Here is a 21,857-nt window from a genome sequence, read left to right on the forward strand (position 1 = left end):
AGGTGGTCGATATCGACCACCTTTTAAATTTCTATATTTTTGATTGTCCTACACACTAGTAGACATTCGTTGTTTAAGATTATTCATGTCTTCACTAAGCTTGCACTCTACAACCTTTGCATATATCTGAGTAGTTCGAATACTGGTATGGCCGAGCATTTTTGAGACGCTTTCTATTGGCACCCCATTACTCAGTGTAACAGTAGTCGCAAAAGTATGACGTGCTATATGAAATGTCAATGTTTTGGTTATCCCACAGATATCAGCAATCTCTTTCAGGTAGCCATTCATCCGCTGATTTGAAATTACAGGGAAAACTGTACAGTTATTCAGAGCCCTCGGATCATCTCTATACTTCTCCATCAATTCTATTGCCTGTGGCAGCAGCGGCACACGTACACCAGTATCTGTTTTTGCCCTGATTGTAGATATCCAAAGTCCTCCGTCTATGCCTGTTACAATTTTGTCTGTGGTAAGTTCAGCGAGTTCAATATAGGAAAGACCTGTGTAGCAGCTATACAGAAACATATCTCGAACATGCCTTAACCGTTCAATAGTAAACTCTTTATTTGCTAATGATATTAGCTCTTTGTTGTTTAATGACTCCCGGTCAACTTTATCAAAATGCTTCTTGAAACTAGCGAAGGGATCTTTGGACAGCCAATCCAACTTAACAGCCATATTTATCATTTTGCGCAGCCTTTCAATATGCTTCATGATTCCGTTATTGTTCAGTGGCTTTTGGTGGTCCTTGGGAACATAATTAAAAAGGTAGCGTTCAAAGTCCAGAATAAATTTATACGTAAGCTGTGAAAGGATTAAGTCATTCCTGTAGTATTTCTCTCTTAGGAATTTTTCGATATACCGCTGCGTTGTGTAGTAGTTTTTCATAGTTCCCGGAGCAAGTTTAATTTCCTGCTGCTCGTTATGATATTCTATCAGGGATAATAATGTTGGTGCCAAATGATCCGTACCCACTACCTTATCGCGGATTGCAGGTCCATCTATCGCCGCATCATTCAATAACATCTGCTGATATGTATTTATAATTTTTGCCTTGAATTGGTTAAGGAACATGTTAAGTTCAACAGTTTCTTTACGGCTGCCCTTTGCCATTCCTTTTCTTTCATCCCATTCATTTGCGTTTACCGAACGCTTTACGGAAATCTCGGTGCGTTTTCCATTTATAGTAACCCTGGCACATATTGGCGCCTTGCCTCGCATGGAGGTCTTTTGTGTCTTTAAATAAAAGAGCACCCCAAATGTTGTAGTAGCTGTTTTCATATCTCAAAAATTTAATGTTCAGATCATTTGCACATTAAATGGGTCCCAAGAAAGCTGGATTTCTGCTGAAAACCGACATACTCAGAGAAGCATCAAATGTTAAAATTTAAGCACAATAGACTGAAAACGATGGTGTTAAAATGAATTTTGGGACCTAAAGGTAAAAAAAGAAAAGGGGTAGCCGAATAGGTCCCATTTTCTTTGATATAACTTGAATGTTTTGGAGTTGAATAAAAAGAAAAACCCCTTAAATCGAATGATTTAAGGGGTTTTGACTGCCTTTGAAAGGCTCTTTAGTCGGGGTGGCAGGATTCGAACCTGCGGCCTCCTGCTCCCAAAGCAGGCGCGATAACCGGGCTACGCTACACCCCGTAAGCGGGTGCAAAGATAGAACTATTTTTTACTTATCCAACAACAATTTTAAAAATATCAGTTTTTTTATTTTCAAAACAACTTCAAAATATAGAATATCAAACACTTCACTTTTAAATAAACACAAAAAAAAATATAAATATAGCCTCAGATTAAAATATTTCAACGATTCAGCCCTTTACATGTACTTCATTTTAACACATAGTATCGCAGGTTCTGTACTTATTTAAAGAAGGAGTTTTACTTTATTCTAATGCACATACCCTCCTTGGTGAAAGAAATGTATTTTGTTCGGAGATGCTATTCTTTTATTTTTCACAACCAGCCTTGTAAAAGATTTAAAACAGAAAAATGGGCAGTAAACTTTTCCAGATTTTTAATTCTATTTTTCTGACTAAAGCAGAATTCTGTTCCTTTTTTACCAAAAGAAAGCAAAAAATAGCGCGAAATTTCGCTCCTGTTTTTTCATTATCGTTAAAATAAAATCCAGAAAACACGCACCATACAACGATTAGCCGAAGTTTCTTAAATGTTAACAAAATAGATTTTCAGAAACCATAAATAATTGTATTTTTACGGTTCAAAATTCAGAAAATAAATGGGCAAAATCATTGCGATTGCTAATCAAAAAGGAGGCGTTGGAAAGACTACTACATCTGTAAATCTTGCTGCCTCATTAGGTGTTTTAGAGAAAAAAGTATTATTGATCGATGCCGATCCACAAGCCAATGCTACATCTGGCCTTGGGATTGACGTAGAATCAGTTGAAGCCGGAACGTACCAAATCCTGGAACACAGTATAACACCAAAAGAAGCCGTTTTAAAATGTACAGCTCCAAATGTTGATGTGATACCTGCACACATTGACCTTGTTGCCATCGAAATCGAATTGGTTGATAAAGAAAACAGAGAGTACATGCTTAAAAAAGCATTAGAAAGTGTGAGAGACGAATATGACTATATCATTATCGACTGTGCACCTTCTCTTGGTTTATTAACCCTGAATGCTTTAACAGCGGCTGACTCAGTAGTTATTCCAATTCAATGTGAATATTTTGCACTTGAAGGATTAGGAAAATTATTGAACACCATAAAAAGTATTCAAAAAATACACAACCCAGATCTTGACATTGAAGGATTGTTACTAACCATGTACGATTCGAGACTTCGTTTGTCTAACCAGGTGGTAGAAGAGGTTCAAAAACACTTTAACGATATGGTTTTTGACACCGTTATTCAGCGAAATGTAAAATTAAGCGAAGCACCAAGTTTTGGAGAAAGCATCATTAATTATGACGCAACCAGTAAAGGAGCCGTTAATTACATCAATTTAGCTCAGGAGATTATAAAGAAAAACAGCAAATAGTTTTTATGACAAAAGCAATTAAAAAACAAGCCTTAGGAAGAGGATTATCAGCGTTATTAAAAGATCCGGAAAACGACATTACATCAGTAGAAGACAAAAATGCTGACAAGGTTGTTGGAAATATCATTGAGCTTGAAATAAGTGCTATCGAAATAAATCCGTTTCAGCCCAGAAGCAATTTTAATGAAGAGTCGTTACGTGAATTAGCCACTTCAATTAGAGAGCTTGGCGTAATTCAGCCTATTACTGTTCGTAAATTAGATTTTAACAAATACCAGCTAATTTCGGGAGAGCGCCGTTTGCGTGCTTCGACTTTAGTAGGTCTGACGCATGTTCCGGCCTATATTCGTATTGCCAATGACAACGAATCATTGGTTATGGCTTTGGTTGAAAACATTCAGCGTCATGACTTAGATCCAATTGAGATCGCGCTTTCCTACCAGCGTCTGATTGACGAAATTCAATTGACACAGGAGCAAATGAGCGAGCGTGTGGGAAAAAAACGTTCTACTATTGCCAATTATTTACGTCTTTTAAAACTGGATCCGATCATTCAAACCGGTATCCGTGATGGTTTTATCAGTATGGGGCACGGTAGAGCGATTATTAATATTGAAGACTTAGATGTTCAGACGGATATCTACCAAAAAATAGTAAGTCAGAACTTATCTGTTCGTGAAACCGAAACTTTGGTAAAAAATTATCACGAAAGTTTAAAACCAAGACCGGAAGGAAAACCTAAAGCGGATTCTTCTTTTATGGTTAGAGAGACACAGAAAAACAGTTTCAACGATTATTTTGGTTCGAAAGTTGATATAAAAGTAGCCGGTAACGGTAAAGGAAAAATCACCATTCCTTTTGATTCGGAAGCCGACTTTAACAGAATAATAAAATTAATAAACGGATAGTGAATAAAATTGTCCCCATAAGTCTATTGTTCTTTCTCATAGGAACCGTTTCTCTTTTTGCCCAGGTAAAAAAAGACACGGTTTTGGTTGTTAAAGACACTAGCAAATTGCAGGAAATCGATCCGCTTACGCCTGCAAAAGCAGCGTTCTACTCGGCGATTTTACCTGGTTTAGGTCAGGCTTACAATAAAAAATACTGGAAAATTCCTTTAGTTTACGGAGCGATCGGTACGAGTTTATACTTCTATCTCGACAATAATAAAAAATACAACAATTATCGCGACGCCTACAAACGAAGACTGGAAGGCTTCAATGACGATAACTACAAATTTCTGGATGATAGCAGACTTATTGCGGGTCAGAAATTCTATCAGCGAAACAGGGATTTATCACTATTATTTGTAGTTGGTTTTTATGCCCTGAACATCATTGATGCCAATGTTGACGCTGCATTGATTCAGTTTAACGTAAACGAAAGATTATCATTACGTCCGGAAATTTATCCCGACACTGTAACTTTCAAACCAAACGTTGGACTAACTTTTAATTACCACTTTTAAATAACTTCTGTTATTTGAATTTTAAAAAAATACACGAAATGAAAATTGCGCTTTTAGGATACGGAAAAATGGGTAAAGTAATCGAGCGAATTGCTTTGGAAAGAGGTCATGAAATTGTTTTGAGAAAAGACGAATTCACTACTTATGACGGCCTTTCAACAGCCGATGTCGCTATCGATTTCAGCATCCCGACTGCTGCCGTTGACAATATTTCAAACTGCTTTCACGCTAATGTTCCCGTAGTTTCAGGAACAACAGGCTGGCTGGAACATTATGACGAAATGGTAACGCTTTGCAACGAAAAGAAAGGCGGTTTTATCTCAAGTTCTAACTTCAGTTTAGGGGTTAACATTTTCTTTGAACTGAATGAATACCTGGCCAAAATTATGGCTCAGTTTGATTCGTATAAAGTTACGATGGAAGAAATTCATCATACACATAAACTGGATGCGCCAAGCGGTACAGCCATTTCTTTAGCCAAAGGCGTAATCGAAAACAGTAATTATGCCAACTGGACTTTAGACGAAGCCAAAGACAACGAAATTCATATTGAAGCGAAAAGAATTGGAGAAGTTCCGGGAACTCATACCGTAACTTACGATTCGGCTGTAGACAGCATCGAATTGAAACATACCGCACACAACCGTGAAGGCTTTGCCCTTGGAGCTGTGATCGCAGCAGAATGGCTTGCCGGAAAAACAGGTATCTTCTCTATGAAAGACGTATTAAATTTAAAATAAACAGTTATAAAAGGTTGAGGTAATTTTCAAATTAGACCCCTGCCCTGAAACTTTAAATAAAATATTATGACACTATATTATTGGTTTGTATTTTTCTTAGCCGTTCAGATTATTCACTTTCTGGGAACCTGGAAATTATATCAGGCTGCAGGGAGAAAAAGCTGGGAAGCTGCAATTCCGGTTTACAATTCGATTGTTTTAATGAAAATAATCAACCGCCCAACCTGGTGGACTTTATTGCTTTTCATCCCAATCATTAACCTGATTATGTTTCCTGTTGTTTGGGTAGAAACTTTAAGAACGTTTGGTAAAAAAACAACTTTAGATACTCTTTTAGGAATTTTCACTTTAGGGTTCTATATCTACTATATCAACTACACTCAAAAATTAGTACACAACGCCGACAGAAAATTAACGTCAGAAAATAAAGCAAGCGATACCCTGAGCTCTTTACTTTTTGCAATTATTGTGGCAACACTTGTACATACTTATTTAGTACAGCCTTATACAATTCCTACCTCGTCTTTAGAAAAATCATTATTAATTGGTGACTTTTTATTTGTTAGTAAAGTAAATTACGGTCCAAGAGTACCAATGACTACCGTTGCATTACCAATGGTTCATGACTCTATCCCTTTTGTAAAACAAAAATCTTATTTGAAATGGCCACAATTGCCTTATTTCAGATTACCTGCCTTAGAAAAAATAAAACGAACAGATATTGTGGTCTTCAACTGGCCAGTTGATACGGTTCATTATTTCTACGAGCCAAAAGGAAGACCAGGAGTTATCAAACCTATTGATAAAAAATCAAATTACGTAAAAAGATGCGTAGGTATTCCGGGAGACAGCCTGTCTATTAAAGATGGATTTGTTTTCATCAATGGAAAAAAATTAGTTTTACCGGAAAGAGCAAAACCACAATACTCTTATTCAGTAGCCATAGATCCAAAAATACCTATCGATTTTGAATCTTTGGTCAGAGAACTGGATATCACAGATGGAGCAGGATTTAAAAGCGAAAAAAGAGATACTCTTTATTTCAGAGCTTTAACCGAAGCCAGTGCCGAGCGCCTTAAAAATACTCCGGGAATTACAGCTGTAAAAAGAGAAATAGACCGAGGAAATGACAATGCTATTTTCCCTCATATCAACAAATGGAATCAGGACAATTTTGGTCCGATCTATATTCCGGAAGCAGGAAAAACAGTTGCCTTAACCAATGAGTCACTGCCTTTTTACAAGGACATTATTACCACTTATGAAGGAAACACTTTGCAATTGGACGGTTCTAAGTTCTTAATCAACGGTAAACCTGCTACGACTTATACCTTCAAACAAAATTACTATTGGATGATGGGAGACAACCGTCACAATTCCGAAGATAGTCGTTATTGGGGTTACGTTCCTGAAAATCATATCGTAGGAAAACCGGTTTTCATCTGGATGAGCTGGGATACTAACGGTAAAGGAATCAATAAAATTCGCTGGAGCAGAGTTTTCACGACTGTAGATGGCGAAGGTCAGCCTCAATCGTACTTTAAGTATTTCTTATTTATTCTTGCAGCCTATTTTGTTGGAGAATATTTCTGGAGAAAAAGAAAAGAAAACAAAGCATAAAATAAAAAAAGTTATTTTTGTCTCAGGTTTCAAGTTTCAGGTACATTCAAAACCTGAAACTTGAAACCTGAAACTTTTAAAGCAATTACAGATGAACTCTCTCTTACTTCCTACTTATTTTCCATCGATAAGCCACTTTGCAGTTATGGCCCAATCTGAAAATATTACTTTTGAAATGGAGGATAATTTTCAGAAACAAACCAACAGAAACCGAACGTACATTTATAGTCCAAACGGGATTCAGTTATTAAACATACCGGTTAAACATTCAAAATCTGCTCATCAGAAAACAAAAGATGTATTAATCGAGAATGAATTTGACTGGCAAAAACAGCATTTCAAATCATTGGAAGCCGCTTACAGAAGCTCTCCGTTTTTTGAGTTTTTTGAAGATGACATCCGCCCAGTTTTTGAAAAGCAGCACACTTTTTTAATGGATTTAAATCTGGAAGTGCTGGACATCACTACTAAATGTCTGCGCATGAAATTAGAGTTCGGCAAAACTACCGAGTACTTTCATGAAGTAGAAAATATCTCTGATTTCAGAGTTTTGGCTAACGGAAAAAAAGACCTTAACGCCTTTGAAAAATACACCCAAGTTTTTGACGACAAGCATGGTTTCATCAATAATCTAAGTGTTTTAGATTTGCTTTTTAATGAAGGTAAATTTGCTATGGATTATTTAAAAACTCAAAAAATACTGGTTTAAGATTTAGGCTTAACCGCAAAGAGCGCAAAGATATTCGCAAAGTTCGCAAAGCTTTATTTATCATAGCTTTGCGAACTTTGTGTTTGTATAAAATCTTATCATTAAAAATCCTTACGGTCTTTACGGTTAAACCAACGAGAGATTTTCACCGCTCCTTTTCTTTTTAATTTAGTTCCGCTTTATCGTCAGCTGCTTTTAACTCCAGCCATCTTGATAATGTTTCCATAATTCGTTTTTTATCGTTCTCCGGAAAATCTTTCACTCTCGTGGTGTGGCTACCGGTGGGAAGAACCATTTTTAAAGCATCCAGTTTCGGATCGGGTGTTGGAGCACAGGAATACCAGGTATCGTAACCGCCATAGATATACAAAATTCTGTTTCCTTTATTTTCTACATATTTACGAACTTCTTTGATGTATTTCGGATTGTATTTTATAGCCACTCCTTTGGGTGCAAATCGATCATTAGAAGTACTTTTTACCACCTGTAGCAAATCAGCAACCGGAGAAAAATCAAAACCATAATAGCCTAATTCTTTCAAATGCTGATAATAAGACGGCAGGTAATGAAAGTACATTTTATCATTGTATGTTCTAACGCCTGAAACCTCATCCAGATAATCAAACAATTCTTTTGGAGTTGCAGTTACCGCCGGAATAGCCTCGCATTTTCCACCCCATTGCCAAAAAGAAAAAGGAAATTCTAAAACCGCATATTCTAACGCTTCAGCCAAAGGCACTTCTGTAAAGGTCATTTTCTTTGTTTCGGCATACTGTTTAAATTCTTTTAATACGGCTTCTCTATTTTCTAAAACTGCTCTTTGAAAAGCTGTAATTTTTGCCCTGCAGGCTGCTGTTCCCACTATTTTTGTATGCTCTACCGTTCGGGGATCTTCCGTCGTTTTAATCAACGGTGCCACATAAGGCATAGCTACATCAACGTCATTTGGATATTTTGACTTGTAAATCAGAGCTGTTTCTCCTCCTTTACTTATTCCGGTTGAAATCCATTTTCCTGTGTAGATTTGTTTCAGTTTCGTTACAAGATCATGGTAATCGGCAATGGCCTGATCGTTTGTCAAGTATTCCCACGGAAGTGGCTCTGGTCTTGACTTTCCATAAAAGCGATATTCAACCGCAATCTGATTTGCGTTTAATAACTTGCTTACCTCACTTTTAATATTGTTTGTATTGTAACCATGAGTTTCAATTACCATAGGGCTATTAAAATTAAGATGCGAGAGATAAACATAATGTTTAAATGTTCCTTTTTGAGGATTTTTATGATCTAACGGCTCGTCTAAAATGAGCTGATACGATTCTGTGTAACCTTCCAAATTTTCTATAACCGTAATTTCGGCTTTGGGAAACAAGGCTGTGAGTTTCTGATGTAAATCGGATGTGCCCTGTGCTGAAGCAAAATGCGAACTCAGTACAACACACAATAGCAATAATAAACGCTGTATACTTTTCATTTTTTAAAGTTTAGTTGATTTTCTAAAAATACTGGCATTACCAACCAAAATCCAATAGTATATTATCCTTAAATTATTATATTTTACCTACTTTGAGTTAAAATAGCACTATCCGGAAATATTGACTTATTTTTAATCCGGAAAAACAAAAAAACAACTAACCTTAAAACAAAAGATATGACTATTGGAGTTGGCGGATCTAACGCTATTGCAGAATTAGAAAAAATACAGGATATGACACTGAATGTAAAAGCCATTCAGCCGGAGGAATATCAAATGCGCATCGATAAAGCAGTGTCACTTATCAAAACAACAGGTTTTAAAGCTGTGTTCCTTAATGCAGGAACGAATTTGTACTATTTTACGGGAACGAAATGGAACCCTTCTGAAAGAATGGTAGGCGCTCTATTGTTTGAAGACGGCAGTCTGGAATATATCGTTCCAAAATTTGAAGAAGGTACTTTTAGAAAATTCATGCAAATCGATGGTCACCTGAATTGCTGGGAAGAACATGAATCTCCTTCTGTTTTATTTGGAAAAATACTGCAGGAAAAAGGTGTCAATAACGGTAAGATTGCACTGGATGAATCGGCCGGTTATTTTTTAGTTGATGCGATCGTGAAAGCCAATCCTGGTTATGATTTTGAAAACTCACAGCCTATTACTACTGGCTGTCGCATTCAGAAATCGGCAAATGAAATTGCTATAATTCAACAGGTCAAAGAAATTACTATGGTGGTACAGCGTGCTGCTGCCCGCATTTTACATCCGGGTATAAAAGCCGCAACGGTGGTTGATTTTATCAATAAGGCGCATATCAGAGCCGGAATTCCTACGGGATCTTATTTCTGCATCGTGTTGTTTGCCGATGATTCTCAATATCCGCATGGAGTAACCACTCCTCAGGACTTAAAGGAAAACGATGTTGTGCTTATTGACACCGGCTGTCGCCTGGAAGGTTATTTGTCTGACATTACCCGAACTTATGTGTACGGAACTCCAACCGAAGCCCACATAAAGATTTGGAATTTAGAAAAGGCCGCACAAAAAGCAGCTTTTGATGCCGCACAATTAGGAGCAACTTGTGGTTCTGTAGATGATGCCGCACGTAAAGTAATTGCAGCAGGAGGCTTAAGTGCCGATTACGAACTTCCGGGCTTACCTCATCGTGTAGGTCACGGAACAGGATTGGACATTCATGAACACCCTTACCTTGTAAGAGGCAGTACTACTGTTTTGCAGGAAGGAATGGTGGTAAGCAATGAACCTATGCTTTGTATTCCGGGGCAATTTGGAATTCGCCACGAAGATCATTTTTATATGACCGCTGAGGGGCCGAAATGGTTTACCACTCCTATGCACAGTATCGACAATCCATTTGGGATTGGTATTGATTAAGTTTTATTTCAAAGACATAAAAAAGGGGAAACGTTATCGTTTCCCCTCTTTCTTTTTACAACCAAATTATTATTTAACCAATAATTTTTTAGTATCTGTGAAGCTTCCATCTGTAGCTACCACAATATAAACTCCCTTTCTAAGGCGATTTACCTCATAAGAAGTTGCATTTCTTACCACATCCACTACGTTTCCTGTACTGTCGTAGATCGTAATTTTAATATCCGACGTGTTTAGATTAGCGAAGTTAAAATTAACAACATCCGTAGCCGGGTTTGGATACAATGTAAATGATCTTGTAGTGTCAGCCTGAACAGCTCCGGCACTTCCGTTTTGTAAATCAATTGAAAGCGGAGCACTCCAATCACTCGTATCAGTGGCATTTTTAGCTCTAACTCTAAACTGATAAACGGTTTGCGTACCTTGTTTCGGAATCCACAAATAATAAGTGGTAGAAGTTCCAAAAGTTGTCCATCCTGTAGTCGCATTATTCAGCTGCACTTCATAACTTGTAGCATTAGCAACGGTGTTCCAAGAGGCATAAAATCCGGATGTATAAACTCCTGAATTACCAATATTCGTTGGTGTTGGCAAAGTCACCGGATTTGGTGCAGTACCTGCAACTACGGTATAATCTTCTACTTCCCCATCGCCGATGTTACCACAAGCTGTTGACGGGTTTGAATAATATTTCATTACAATACGCATTCTGGTAGTTCCTGTAAACGCAGTCGGGGTAAAACTTCCCGTTGCTGTTCCGGTGGAAGAAATTCCATCGATTACTTTTTCAGAAGCATCAAAAACATTGTTTTTGTTGTAATCGATCCATACTCCCCAATATTCTAAATACGATCCTCCTGAGAAACCTGCTGCCAGACTTACATTTGTTGCTGTTCCCGGAGTTACTGTTACCGTTTTAGAAGTAAAATTGGCATAACCACCCGCATCTTTACCGGATGTATTTGTAAAACTTCCAATGGTCACTGCGTTAATATATTCGTAATTACTGTTGGCCTGAGCTGCACAATAAGCTGAACCTGCAGCAAGAGTTGCAGTTACTTCATTTGAATAAGCTGAATAAACCGCATTTGCTTTTGCACGTACTCTGTATTTATAAGTACTTCCGGCTGTTAAACCTGTGTTGGTATACGTAAGCGCTGTACTTGGCAATGTTGTTATTTCGGCAAAAACATTATCTGTTCCTGCTCTTTCTACTACGATGTTTGTCGCATTTGTCGCGTTGTTTACCCACGTCAACTGTACTTGTAAGCTGGTGTTGTTAACCGTAGCCGCAAGACTTGAAGGTGCCAGAACTGTTGTAGGAGCCTGAGTTCCTGCCTGAATGGATTCGTTTGGTTTCGTATTGTAAGCAAAGTCAAGAACGGAATAACCAACGCCTCCTGCTTCTACTTTTACGTGTAGCCAGCCGTAGCATATACGTCCTCTGCTTGTGTATTCAAAACCAATGTAACCTGTTTGATTGTCCCAGGCAGTATACGTAGCTGTTCTTAAATCTAACTGATCCGGATATGCTGCTCCCGGAGTTACAAAATTACTTGATGCTCCAATGGTAGTTCCCTGAGCAATCAAACTGATGTTTCGGGTACCTGCTGGTCCTACTAATCTTTTGCCATAGGTTTCTACTTTTAGAGCTGCAGCTGCAAATTGCCACGCTCCGTATTCTGTATTGTCTCCGATTCCTAAGTCAAAATATTGCCATGGTTGTGCTGCCGAGGCAACATAATCGGAATTGTTTACATAAAACACACCGTAAGGCGCGTCAAATTTCAAATTGATTGTTTTTGATGCATTATCAAGTGTCGAAATTCCTCCTGTAATAGCAGCATCTTTAAATGTAATTGCTACCGCGGCATCATTTGCCGGAAGATGTGCAGTTGCTTTTCCAGTGAAAGAAACGACTACTTTATTATTCCCTGAAAGCGTCAAAACTGCTGTTAAGCCCGAAGGAACTCCTGTAATGGTGTAATCAGTTCCTGCCGTTAAAGTTCCGGTACTTTTAGTAAAAGTTCCGTTGTTAGTGGATAACGAAATGGTGCTGGTGGTGGTAACACCTCCGTCATTAGCTTCGGCTTCATACAGTACACTTTCAGACAGAACCACTGCTGTTTTGTTGGTCATACCTGTATAAATAGGAGTATTTGGCTGTGTATTATAAGCATATTCCGAAACGGTGTAACCATCTCCGTTAGCCGCAACATCTATCTTGAACCATCCGTAGCAAGTTAATCCTTCGATTTTATATTCAAAACCAACATATCCTGATTTTCCGTCCCAGGCTGTATAATTTGCCGTTCTTAAATCCAGCTGATCCGGGTATGCTCCCGGAGCGACCATATTACTGGCTGGTCCAACGGCTGCATTTTGTCCTAATAGCGTAATGTTTCTGGTTCCACTTTCGCAGACTAATTTTTTACCATAGGTTTCAATCTTCAATGCATTGGCCGCATAACGCCATGCTCCAAATGAAGTATCGTCTCCTTTTGCAATATCAAATGGTTTCCAGATTAAAGCGGAAGAGATGTTAATGTTAGGCATGTCTACAAAAAAGATTCCATAAGGATCGGTAAATCTCAAATTGTAAAATAAAGAGGTACAAGACAAACCTGTGGTTCCTCCGGTAAATGCCGCAGGTAAAAAGCTGATTCCTGCTGTTGTATTTTGTGCTGCTGCATGGTTTGTTGCTTTTCCTGAAAGCGTTACCGTCACTTGTCCGTTTGAGTTCACCGTTACCACTGGTGTAATTCCTGCCGGAAAGGTGTGTGTAAAATGAGTTCCTGCAGTCATTGTTCCTGAACTTAGCGCAAAGGTTTTCCCTCCGCTTAAGGTAACTACTGAGGCTGTGTTAAAGGCTCCGTCATTGACAACGGTTTCTTTAAAACTAGTTCCGGTTGCCACTAAACTGCTCTCGGTAGAATTCACTCCGGTATCAATTAGGTTTTGTGGCTGCCAGAGCGTGATTCTGGCTGGATGCTGTAAAGCTGCCAGCATTCTGTCGATCTGCCCCTGAGTATACATTTTGTAGCAACCTTGTGCTCCATTGTACCCCATGTAGTTTTCGATGTTTACTTTATCTCCTGTACAATTGGTTCCTGGTGTACAAGCCAGAGTATGCTTAGCGTCTTCGGCAGGAGTGTCGGCAACTTCATCTGTGCCGGAGCAGCCTCCTTCGAAGGTATGAATCAGGTTTAAGAAATGTCCAAATTCATGTGTCAGCGTTGCTGAAAATTCTTTGCTGTAGGAGTTGTCATAAAGGTAAGCTCCATTAAAAACAACACGCGCTGTATTACTGGCGGTCATTTCTGAACTTGGATACCAGGCAACTCCCGAGTTGTTAAAAACTCCTTCGTTATACAAATCGTTCTGAATATAAACGTTCATGTATTTTTTGTTGTCCCAGGCATCGGCGGCAATCTGGTCGTCGTAACCTCCGCCATTTCCGTAACCGTTTTTAGCAGCATGGAAAACAACTCCGTTGGTACATCCTCCGTTAGGATCTTTTTTTGCCAGTTTAAATTCGATGTTTAGAGTTCCTCTTCTGGCTTGAAAGAAAGGCTCAACGGTTTGATAATCTGCATTTCTTCCGTTAAAATCGTCATTTAATTGTGCCAGATGGTTGACGATTTTTTCATAGGTAATTGTTTTTCCGCTTTGTACGTCTCCATAAATATGAAAAACAACGGGAATGGTGTAGGTAGTTACTGCTGCACTTTTTGAAGTTTTGCTTTTACGCTGAAGTGCGAAATTGTTGGTAAAGGTTTCAAAATCCTTTTTTTCCTGAAGTGATTTGGGGCTACTCCGATACACTTTGGCGTTTTCTTCTGTCGTCCGGCAAGGAAGTCCTTGCGCGCTTATTTTCCCTATCGAAAAAACAAGCATTAATACTAGTAGTTTTGTTTTCATTTTTTGTTGGATAAATTTGTTGGCATCAAAATTAACTGCATAGTTTCTAATTTATTGATACTATGTTATTTAAAAACAATATATAATTAACAGCTTTTTAACGATAAAAAAACACACTATTAAAAAATATTCCATATTTCATGCGCTTTCACAAACAAATAAGTAATTTTATTAAACAAAAACCAAAACAACAACAAGGACACATTCAGAATAAACTCTCTTTTTAACCTTCAAACTCCAAATTTCAAATTCCAAATCCCAAATCCCAAATTCCACATCTCACATTTTACATTTTACATTTTACATTCCACACAAACCTTCTCCCCCCTTATTTTTTAAACAAAAAAAAACCGGAACCCAATTAAAGGCCCCGGTTAAAAACAGGAAAACTAATTCAAATTAAAATTTATCCCAGAAAATTTTTGTAGTCATTAAATCTCCACCTATAGCAGAGGAAGCTGCTTCATAATTTTCTTTGTTTAATGTTTTATCGAAGATCGAATAGATGTTACGAACTGGCACTTTTCCTTTAGCTGCGTCTACAGCTGTTGAAGGCGCCTGTAAAACAGGAAAATCTAATCTTCTGTATTCCGTCCATGCTTCAAATCCTCTGTTGTAATAAGCGATCCAAAGCTGGTAAGCAATCTTTTCTTTGGCAGTTCCGGCAGCAGTTGCAAAATCAACATCTGCTCTATCCAAATAGGTTTGAGCATCGGTATTGGATACTCCCCAAAACTTCATGCTGGCCTGGATTCCTTTTTTATAATATTCTTCTGCAGTACCTCCTACATTAAAACCTCTGTTAGCAGCATCGGCCAAAAGGAAACAAGTTTCAGTGTAATCAAAAAGTACTCCCGGGTTTGTTTTTTCTTTTAATCTTAGCCCCATATTAGAATAGTCACCATAAGTTACCTGTTTCGCATATGGTGCTCCTTTATATTTGCCTGACTTTTTAGAAGCCGGATTAAAGAAGGTATCACGTCTTGGGTCATTTTTAGCATTCAGTTCGTCTACAAAAAAGGCTGTAGGTATGGTCTGACTTTCGTTTACCAAAGTGTCATACAAAGGATTCATGTCTACCAATGAAGAGAAATATTTAAACAATGCCGTTTCAGCTTCGCTTGTCATAACTCCTGAGCTATAAGCACTTTCTACTATGGCTTTTGCTTTTGCAGGCTCAACGTCAGCAAGGTGTAATCCTAGTTTTAGTTTTACACTGTTGGCCAATGTTTTCCATTTACCCACATCTCCTTTGTACACTAAGTCAGCTGTACCAAAACTCTCTTTACCGGCATCCATACTGGCAATTGCAGCATCAAGTCTTGCAGCAAGATCAAAATAGATGGTTTTAGCATCGTCGTATTTCGGATAAGGGTGCAGATTGATATCTAAAGCCTCTGTGTAAGCCACATTCCCAAACAAATCAACAAGGGTTTGGTAAGCCATTACAATCTGAATATCCAATATTGCAATTTTGTTTTTCTTGATCGCAGTTTCAACAGCTCCTAATGCTTCTTTGGCTGCAACTTGTTTTTGCGCATTTACCAAATCCTGTAATACATCGCGGTACAACAAAATGACATGAGAGTTCCCTAAGTTTCTTCTTTCCATATTGTAGTTGACCTCATCGGTATACGTTGTGGTGCTCCAATATTGAGCATATCCTCTAAAATTATTGTTGTTTACCGAAGCATTGGTCAGGAAGAACGCATAGTTTACCTGCGCACTGGTCATAAGCGCACCCGGTAAAACGGTCGTATACGCTTTTTCGTCCTGATTTAAATCTTCTAAGTTATCACATGAAGCAACCGAAAGTAAAATGGCTCCTGCAAAAAATATCGTTTTTACTATTTTCATTTTGTTGTTGTTTTTTAGAATTGAACTTTCATATTAAAGCTGTACTCTTTTGATGTTGGTAAAACTCCTGTTTGGAATCCCTGAAGATTTCCTGAAGAAAGTCCCGCTTCCGGATCAGCATATGGTAAATTTTTATGGATGATCCACAGGTTGCTTCCATTAACTGCAAAAATCATATTGGTGATAAAAGTTTTTGCCAGGAATTTTGATGGCAATCTGTAGCTCAATCCTAACTCACGTAGTTTCACATAAGAAGCATCGTAAACATATTGCTGCTCTGGCATTGAGTTGTAGAAAGAATACCCGTCTGCACCTTCTACACTAACTACTTTATCATTTGGAGTTCCGTCTGCTTTAACACCCGCTAACAAAATCCCTCCGCCATTGGCAAGCGGCTCTCTTTGTGGATTTCCTAAATGGTTGTTAGAAACTGTACTTTCGTAGATTCCTGTAGTATGTCCGAAACGTTGATCTAATGAATAAACGTCTCCTCCTTTTTTCACATCGATTAAGAAATTCAATGAGAAATTTTTATAGGTAATTACGTTGTTCAAACCTCCAATCCAATCCGGATTTATATCTCCAATTGTTGCTCCGGCTGTTTGTTGGTATCTTCCGTTTGAACGAATTACTTTTTCTCCATTTAGATAAGTAAATCCGGAACCGATTAACTGACCGATTGGTTTTCCAACTTCAGCAACGTAACCTACTCCCTGGAAAGATCCTAACGAAATTCTGTCAGCTCCTCCTAATGAGATTACCTCATTTTTATTCGTAGACCAGTTTACTTTTGCTTCCCAGCTAAAATTAGCTGTCTTAACCGGAATTACAGATAATGTTACCTCGTATCCTTTGTTCTGAACGTCTCCTCCATTGATCCATGCTCTTGTATACCCTGTTTGTGTAGGAGTTTCAACAGAAAGAATCTGATTGGTTGTATTGGTTTTGTAGTAAGAGAAATCAAGACCTACACGGTTTCTGAACAATTTAAGCTCAATACCGGCTTCAATACCTTTTGTCAACTCACTTTTTAGATTAGCATTACTTTTGTTATTTTCTGTAGAAAAACGAATTCCGTCAGGTCCAAAATTATCATTCTTTGGATAAGTTGCTGCAATAACAGCGAAAGGTGCATCATTTCCAGTCTCAGCATAATTCAGACGCAATTTTCCAAAAGAAAGCCAGTCAGTCTTGATGTGGTTGCTAAAAATGTAAGTTCCTGTAATCGAAGGATAGGTATAAGTACTGTTGCTTGATGGCAATGTTGAAGACTTATCTACACGATAACTTCCCTCTAAGAAATAAGTTTCCTTAAAATTGAAACTTGCATTCGCATAAACACTGTTTGTACCAATAGTAACCTGAGATTCTGAAGGACTGTTTATTTTGTCGATAGAATTATTCAAAGCATAAATTCCAGGTACTACCAATCCGCCATTTGTTGCAGCAAAGATTGAGTTACTCAAAGAACGTCTTGAATTGGCACCAACCATTCCGTTAAACTTAATATCATCTGTAATATTCGTTTTGAAGTTCATGATCAAATCAAAGTTGATCTCTCTGAATGTTTTGTCAAATCTGGTATACTGACCGCGTGCATTAGGCGTTCTCTTTGATCCCACAGCGATGCGCTCTTCCTGCAGTTGGTGGTAAGAATCTACAGATCCTTTACCAATTACATCAAACCAATTGGTGATTTCTGTACTTAAAGCAAAGTTCCCGAAGAAACGATCACGGCCTAAAGTATTGTAGTTGTTGTACCTCTGGAAATAAGGGTTGTCGTGAAACTGAATCGTTAAATCAGTTGGTCCTGCCACACTCCAGGTCGTATTTTGTCCCGTAAGATTATAAGCATCTTTTAAATCCTGAAAATCTACACTTGTAGAAAACCATTGTCTTACACTGCTCAGGTAGTTGTTTCCTCCGTCACCATATCCGGTTTCATTCATTCCTTTAGCATTTGCTTTTAAGTAGTTGGCAGAAACCGTAAGTTTAGTTTTAGGCAAGATGTTGTAACTTGCCGAGAAGTTAAAATTGTCTTTACGGTTGTTACTGTTTGGTAAAATACCCTGATCCATGTTATAGTTGGTATAACCAAATCTGAAATCTCCTTTTTCACCAGATCCTGTAAAGGCGATGTTATTGATGTACGTGAAGCTTTTTTGATAAAAATCATTTGGATTTTTCTTAACCGCTGTCCATGGTGTTGCTTTTCCATAACCTGGCAATTCAGGATAGAATGAACTCCAGTTGTACACTAATAAGTTAGGATCAAATCGAGGTCCCCATGAAGCATCATCGGTTGCAGCATAAGGATGCATTCCACTTCCTAAGTCAACTGTACCGTAAAAATCACCGTATCCTCCACCATATTGGTTCTGATACTCTGGTAAAGTTTTTTTATCAACTACTCCAACGGTTACTCCTGAACTGAAACTTACACCCAGACCTCCTTTAGATTTACTTCCTTTTTTCAAGGTTACCAAGATTACCCCGTTTGAAGCTCTCGAACCGTACAAAGCAGAAGCCGCAGAACCTTTTAAAACGTTCATGGTTTCGATATCATCAGGATTGATGTCTGAAGCAGCATTTCCGTAATCGTATCCACCAGTGTTACCACCACTTTTTTGATCGGCACTATTCGTATTATCATTGTTCAACGGAATACCGTCTACAATCCATAAGGCCTGATTGCTCCCTGTTAATGACGTTGTACCACGAATCACTACGTTTGTCGAACCTCCAATGTTATTGTTACGTCTGATTTGTACACCGGCAATTTTACCCGAAATAGAGTTCGCTACGTTGCCTGAGTTTACTTTTGTCAAATCTTCTCCTTTGATTTCCTGAGTGGCATATCCAAGAGATTTCTTTTCTCTTTTAAGTCCCAAAGCGGTAACTACAATCTCCTGAAGCTGCTCTGAGTTTGGAGTTAAAGATACATTGGCCGTGTTACCTGTAACGGTCACTTCCACAGTCTTCATCCCAATATAATTAAAGATTAAAACAGCATTCTGACTTGTCTTAATAGAATATTTACCGTCAAAATCTGTTTGAGTTCCCGTTTTTGTTCCTTTAATCAATACACTCGCACCCGGCAAAGGCATTCCTGCATTATCTGAAACAATTCCCGATACAACCCGCTCCTGTGCGAGCGCAAATTGTGCTAGCAGTACAAAAAAAAGTACTACCGTTTTTCTTTGAAAAAACTTGAATTTCATAAAATGGTTTTATAATTAGTATTGGCAAATGTTTTGCTTTTTCCATAATTTTTATGATAATATATTACCGCAAAAACCTATTATATTACCCTTTTATTACATATTTAATATTTTTACATGTATTATCTTACCCTAGTAATTTTGCATGAAATACGTATCTTTTTTCTCACTTTTTATGTTTTTTTGACTGATTTTTGAGCACAAAAAAAGGGAGAAATCTCTTTTACAGAAATTCTCCCTTTTTTAGGCTTCTAAAACGATACTATTTTGCTCCCGGAGGACATTTTTCTTCTACAAATTTTATAAAAGTATCTATCAAATGTTTTTGAGTTCCTTCGCCTTCATGAATACTATGCGTACGATTTGGATAAATCATTAAATTAAAAACTTTGTCGTATTTGATGAGTTCATCAATCAAAACTTCCGCATTTTTGTAATGCACATTATCATCGCCTGTTCCGTGAATGTAAAGCAGATTTCCTTTCAAATTCTTAGCGTGTGTTACCGGGGAAGCCTGTAGATAAGCTGCTGCATTTTCATCCGGCAAGCCCATATAACGTTCGGTATAAATGTTATCGTAAAAATGCTGATCGGTAACCGCAGCAATCGCAACACCGGTTTTGTATATTTCGGGATACTGAAACATTAAATTTAAAGTTACTGCTCCGCCTCCGCTCCATCCGTGTACGGCAACTCTGTCGGTATCAATAAAATTCCACTTCAAAACTTCTTTGGCAGCCATTGCCTGATCGCGGGTATTAACGATTCCGATGTTTTTATAAATCGACTTTCTCCATTTCGTTCCTTTCATAACCGGAGTTCCCCTGTTGTCCATGGCAATTCCGATGTATCCTTTTGGAATCAACAGGTCTATAAATCCGTTAAAGTAAGGCATATCGTTTGCTACCGAAGCCATTGGCTCTCCGTAAACATAAAAGAATAACGGGTATTTTTTTGTCGGATCAAAGTCAAGAGGTTTTGCCATAATTCCGTCTACTTCCACTCCGTCAACTGTGGTTACTTTGAATTTTTCCAAAGAAAACTCACGTTCCGGTTTTGTAAAAACATCCGCTTCTTTTGGCAGTATTTTTTTATGGTCTGACAATGAAACCAGACGTATATTAAAGTCGCGGTTGATATTAGAATTGATATGTTTTGCATACGAGCCATCAGTAGAAAACTCATACTCATTGGTCCCCTCAAATACTTCCGGAGTTATTCTTTTTGTTTTGTGTGAATTCAGATTCGTTTCATACAAATAACGTTGCGTTGCATCTTTAGGACTTGCGATATAATAAATTGATTTGGTCTTGTCGTTATACGCTTTAAAGTAAGCGTCGAAATTTCCGGTGGTAATCAGTTCTTTCTTTTTTCCGTCACGGCTGATTTTATAAACATGCATCCAACCATCAGCATCTGAACTCCATAAAAAAGATTTACCGTTATCAACAAACTGACAAGGAAAACCATCGTACACGCCCGAAGAAATATCAAAAACATCAATCCATTCCGCCGATTTTTCCTGATAGATCAAACTGGCTTTACCGGATAGTGCATTGCAATTGTAAAACGAAACCTGATTTTGATTTCTATTCAGCTGTATGACCATTACCTCCTCTTTAGCTACCCATTCCATACGAACCAAATAGTTATTATCCGGTTCTCCCGGAATATCCAGCCAGTTGGTTTTTACAGTAGCGATATCAACAATCCCAATTTTTACAGAAGAAGGTTTTTCTCCGGCTTTAGGGTATTCTACCGGAACTACAAACGGATACAAAGCGGCGGTATTGTTAATCATTAAATGAAACTTTGTTTCTGAAGCATCTACACGCCAAAAAGCAATGCTTTTACCATCGGGACTCCAGCGAAATCCGTCACGTGCTGCAAGTTCTTCTTCATAAACCCAGTCAAAAGTTCCGTTGATTACCTTGTCTGTTCCGTCGGTGGTTAAAGGCGTTATTTTGCCTGAAGCCAAATTTTCAAGGTAAATGTTGTGCTTTGAAACGTAAGCTACATTTTCGTTATCGTTAGAAAACTTAGCAAACATTAGGGAAGATTCTTCTAAACTAACCCCTAGTTTTCTTCCTTTTCCGGTGGTTAAGTCAAAAAACCAATAGTCGCCTCTGGTTTTGGCTCTCCATACTTTTTTTGAATTGGTGTACACCAGAACTTTGGTTTTGTTCTGATTCCAGACCAATTCTTCGACCTCTCCTTTAAATCCGGCATTTGTTAATTGCTGTTGGGTTAAAACAGTGGTACTTTTATTCAACTGATCGACATCATAAACCAAAATGTTCTCTCCTGAATTCACCCAAAAAGAATGCGAATTCGGAAGCCATTTTAATTCATTAATATCAATATCTTTTTGCGCCAGTATACTTGAGCAGACAAAAAGAAGCAGTAAAAAGTGTTTTTTGATCATGG

General features: G+C 38.0%; 13 protein-coding genes and 1 tRNA gene. 7 read left to right on the forward strand and 7 right to left on the reverse strand.

The features are described 5' to 3' along the window. Positions 1-48 precede the first annotated feature (48 nt). On the reverse strand, positions 49-1,284 hold the full coding sequence (locus ACN1CN_RS07805) for a site-specific integrase (protein WP_419135250.1): 1,236 nt from the start codon (positions 1,282-1,284) through the stop codon (positions 49-51). 297 nt (positions 1,285-1,581) lie between these two features. Next, a tRNA-Pro gene (locus ACN1CN_RS07810) sits at positions 1,582-1,656 on the reverse strand. A 598-nt stretch (positions 1,657-2,254) separates the two neighbouring features. Here ACN1CN_RS07810 and ACN1CN_RS07815 point away from each other — a divergent pair. From ACN1CN_RS07815 to ACN1CN_RS07840, 6 genes are all read left to right on the forward strand, one after another. Further along, complete coding sequence (locus tag ACN1CN_RS07815) at positions 2,255-3,022, forward strand: ParA family protein (RefSeq protein ID WP_173964366.1); 768 nt, start codon at positions 2,255-2,257, stop codon at positions 3,020-3,022. Positions 3,023-3,027: 5 nt separating this feature from the next. Continuing rightward, positions 3,028-3,930, forward strand: a complete 903-nt coding sequence (locus ACN1CN_RS07820; protein ID WP_264525197.1) for a ParB/RepB/Spo0J family partition protein — start codon at positions 3,028-3,030, stop codon at positions 3,928-3,930. Next, the gene (locus ACN1CN_RS07825; protein ID WP_264525198.1) at positions 3,930-4,490 is read left to right on the forward strand and encodes a DUF5683 domain-containing protein; all 561 of its coding nucleotides are present in this window, start codon (positions 3,930-3,932) and stop codon (positions 4,488-4,490) included. The genes ACN1CN_RS07820 and ACN1CN_RS07825 overlap by 1 nt, the downstream gene beginning before the upstream one ends. Before the next feature lie 38 nt (positions 4,491-4,528). Next, positions 4,529-5,230: a 4-hydroxy-tetrahydrodipicolinate reductase gene (gene dapB / locus ACN1CN_RS07830; RefSeq protein WP_419135251.1), complete on the forward strand. Its 702-nt coding sequence runs from the start codon at positions 4,529-4,531 to the stop codon at positions 5,228-5,230. A 66-nt stretch (positions 5,231-5,296) separates the two neighbouring features. Continuing rightward, entirely contained in the window at positions 5,297-6,850 is a 1,554-nt protein-coding gene (gene lepB, locus ACN1CN_RS07835; RefSeq protein ID WP_419135252.1) for a signal peptidase I, read from the forward strand. 91 nt (positions 6,851-6,941) lie between these two features. Next, positions 6,942-7,559, forward strand: coding sequence for a WbqC family protein (locus ACN1CN_RS07840; RefSeq protein WP_419135253.1), 618 nt, complete (start codon positions 6,942-6,944; stop codon positions 7,557-7,559). Between the two features lie 163 nt (positions 7,560-7,722). Here ACN1CN_RS07840 and ACN1CN_RS07845 read toward each other — a convergent pair whose 3' ends face one another. Beyond that, positions 7,723-9,033: a S28 family serine protease gene (locus tag ACN1CN_RS07845; RefSeq protein WP_419135254.1), complete on the reverse strand. Its 1,311-nt coding sequence runs from the start codon at positions 9,031-9,033 to the stop codon at positions 7,723-7,725. A gap of 177 nt (positions 9,034-9,210) precedes the next feature. Between ACN1CN_RS07845 and ACN1CN_RS07850 the strand changes: the two genes are divergently transcribed. After that, a complete protein-coding gene (locus ACN1CN_RS07850; RefSeq protein WP_419135255.1) occupies positions 9,211-10,431 on the forward strand; it encodes a M24 family metallopeptidase in 1,221 nt (406 codons plus the stop codon). Between the two features lie 69 nt (positions 10,432-10,500). Here the strand turns inward: ACN1CN_RS07850 and ACN1CN_RS07855 are convergent, their stop codons facing one another. The 4 genes from ACN1CN_RS07855 to ACN1CN_RS07870 form a co-directional block, all read right to left on the reverse strand. After that, entirely contained in the window at positions 10,501-14,352 is a 3,852-nt protein-coding gene (locus tag ACN1CN_RS07855) for a M43 family zinc metalloprotease (protein WP_419135256.1), read from the reverse strand. 399 nt (positions 14,353-14,751) lie between these two features. Continuing rightward, on the reverse strand, positions 14,752-16,209 hold the full coding sequence (locus tag ACN1CN_RS07860) for a SusD/RagB family nutrient-binding outer membrane lipoprotein (protein ID WP_419135257.1): 1,458 nt from the start codon (positions 16,207-16,209) through the stop codon (positions 14,752-14,754). Positions 16,210-16,223: 14 nt separating this feature from the next. After that, a complete protein-coding gene (locus tag ACN1CN_RS07865; protein WP_419135258.1) occupies positions 16,224-19,430 on the reverse strand; it encodes a SusC/RagA family TonB-linked outer membrane protein in 3,207 nt (1,068 codons plus the stop codon). Positions 19,431-19,692: 262 nt separating this feature from the next. Beyond that, on the reverse strand, positions 19,693-21,855 hold the full coding sequence (locus ACN1CN_RS07870) for a DPP IV N-terminal domain-containing protein (RefSeq protein WP_419135259.1): 2,163 nt from the start codon (positions 21,853-21,855) through the stop codon (positions 19,693-19,695). Positions 21,856-21,857: the final 2 nt, after the last annotated feature.

Source organism: Flavobacterium sp. T12S277, assembly GCF_048514875.1.
Taxonomy (GTDB): Bacteria; Bacteroidota; Bacteroidia; order Flavobacteriales; family Flavobacteriaceae; genus Flavobacterium.

Coding starts and splice junctions, on each gene's coding strand:
- ACN1CN_RS07865 (WP_419135258.1), bottom strand. CDS start 19,430: ATGAAATTCAAGTTTTTTCAAAGAAAAACGGTAGTACTTTTTTTTGTA.
- ACN1CN_RS07820 (WP_264525197.1), top strand. CDS start 3,028: ATGACAAAAGCAATTAAAAAACAAGCCTTAGGAAGAGGATTATCAGCG.
- ACN1CN_RS07805 (WP_419135250.1), bottom strand. CDS start 1,284: ATGAAAACAGCTACTACAACATTTGGGGTGCTCTTTTATTTAAAGACA.
- ACN1CN_RS07870 (WP_419135259.1), bottom strand. CDS start 21,855: ATGATCAAAAAACACTTTTTACTGCTTCTTTTTGTCTGCTCAAGTATA.
- ACN1CN_RS07815 (WP_173964366.1), top strand. CDS start 2,255: ATGGGCAAAATCATTGCGATTGCTAATCAAAAAGGAGGCGTTGGAAAG.
- ACN1CN_RS07860 (WP_419135257.1), bottom strand. CDS start 16,209: ATGAAAATAGTAAAAACGATATTTTTTGCAGGAGCCATTTTACTTTCG.
- dapB (WP_419135251.1), top strand. CDS start 4,529: ATGAAAATTGCGCTTTTAGGATACGGAAAAATGGGTAAAGTAATCGAG.
- ACN1CN_RS07845 (WP_419135254.1), bottom strand. CDS start 9,033: ATGAAAAGTATACAGCGTTTATTATTGCTATTGTGTGTTGTACTGAGT.
- ACN1CN_RS07850 (WP_419135255.1), top strand. CDS start 9,211: ATGACTATTGGAGTTGGCGGATCTAACGCTATTGCAGAATTAGAAAAA.
- ACN1CN_RS07840 (WP_419135253.1), top strand. CDS start 6,942: ATGAACTCTCTCTTACTTCCTACTTATTTTCCATCGATAAGCCACTTT.
- lepB (WP_419135252.1), top strand. CDS start 5,297: ATGACACTATATTATTGGTTTGTATTTTTCTTAGCCGTTCAGATTATT.
- ACN1CN_RS07855 (WP_419135256.1), bottom strand. CDS start 14,352: ATGAAAACAAAACTACTAGTATTAATGCTTGTTTTTTCGATAGGGAAA.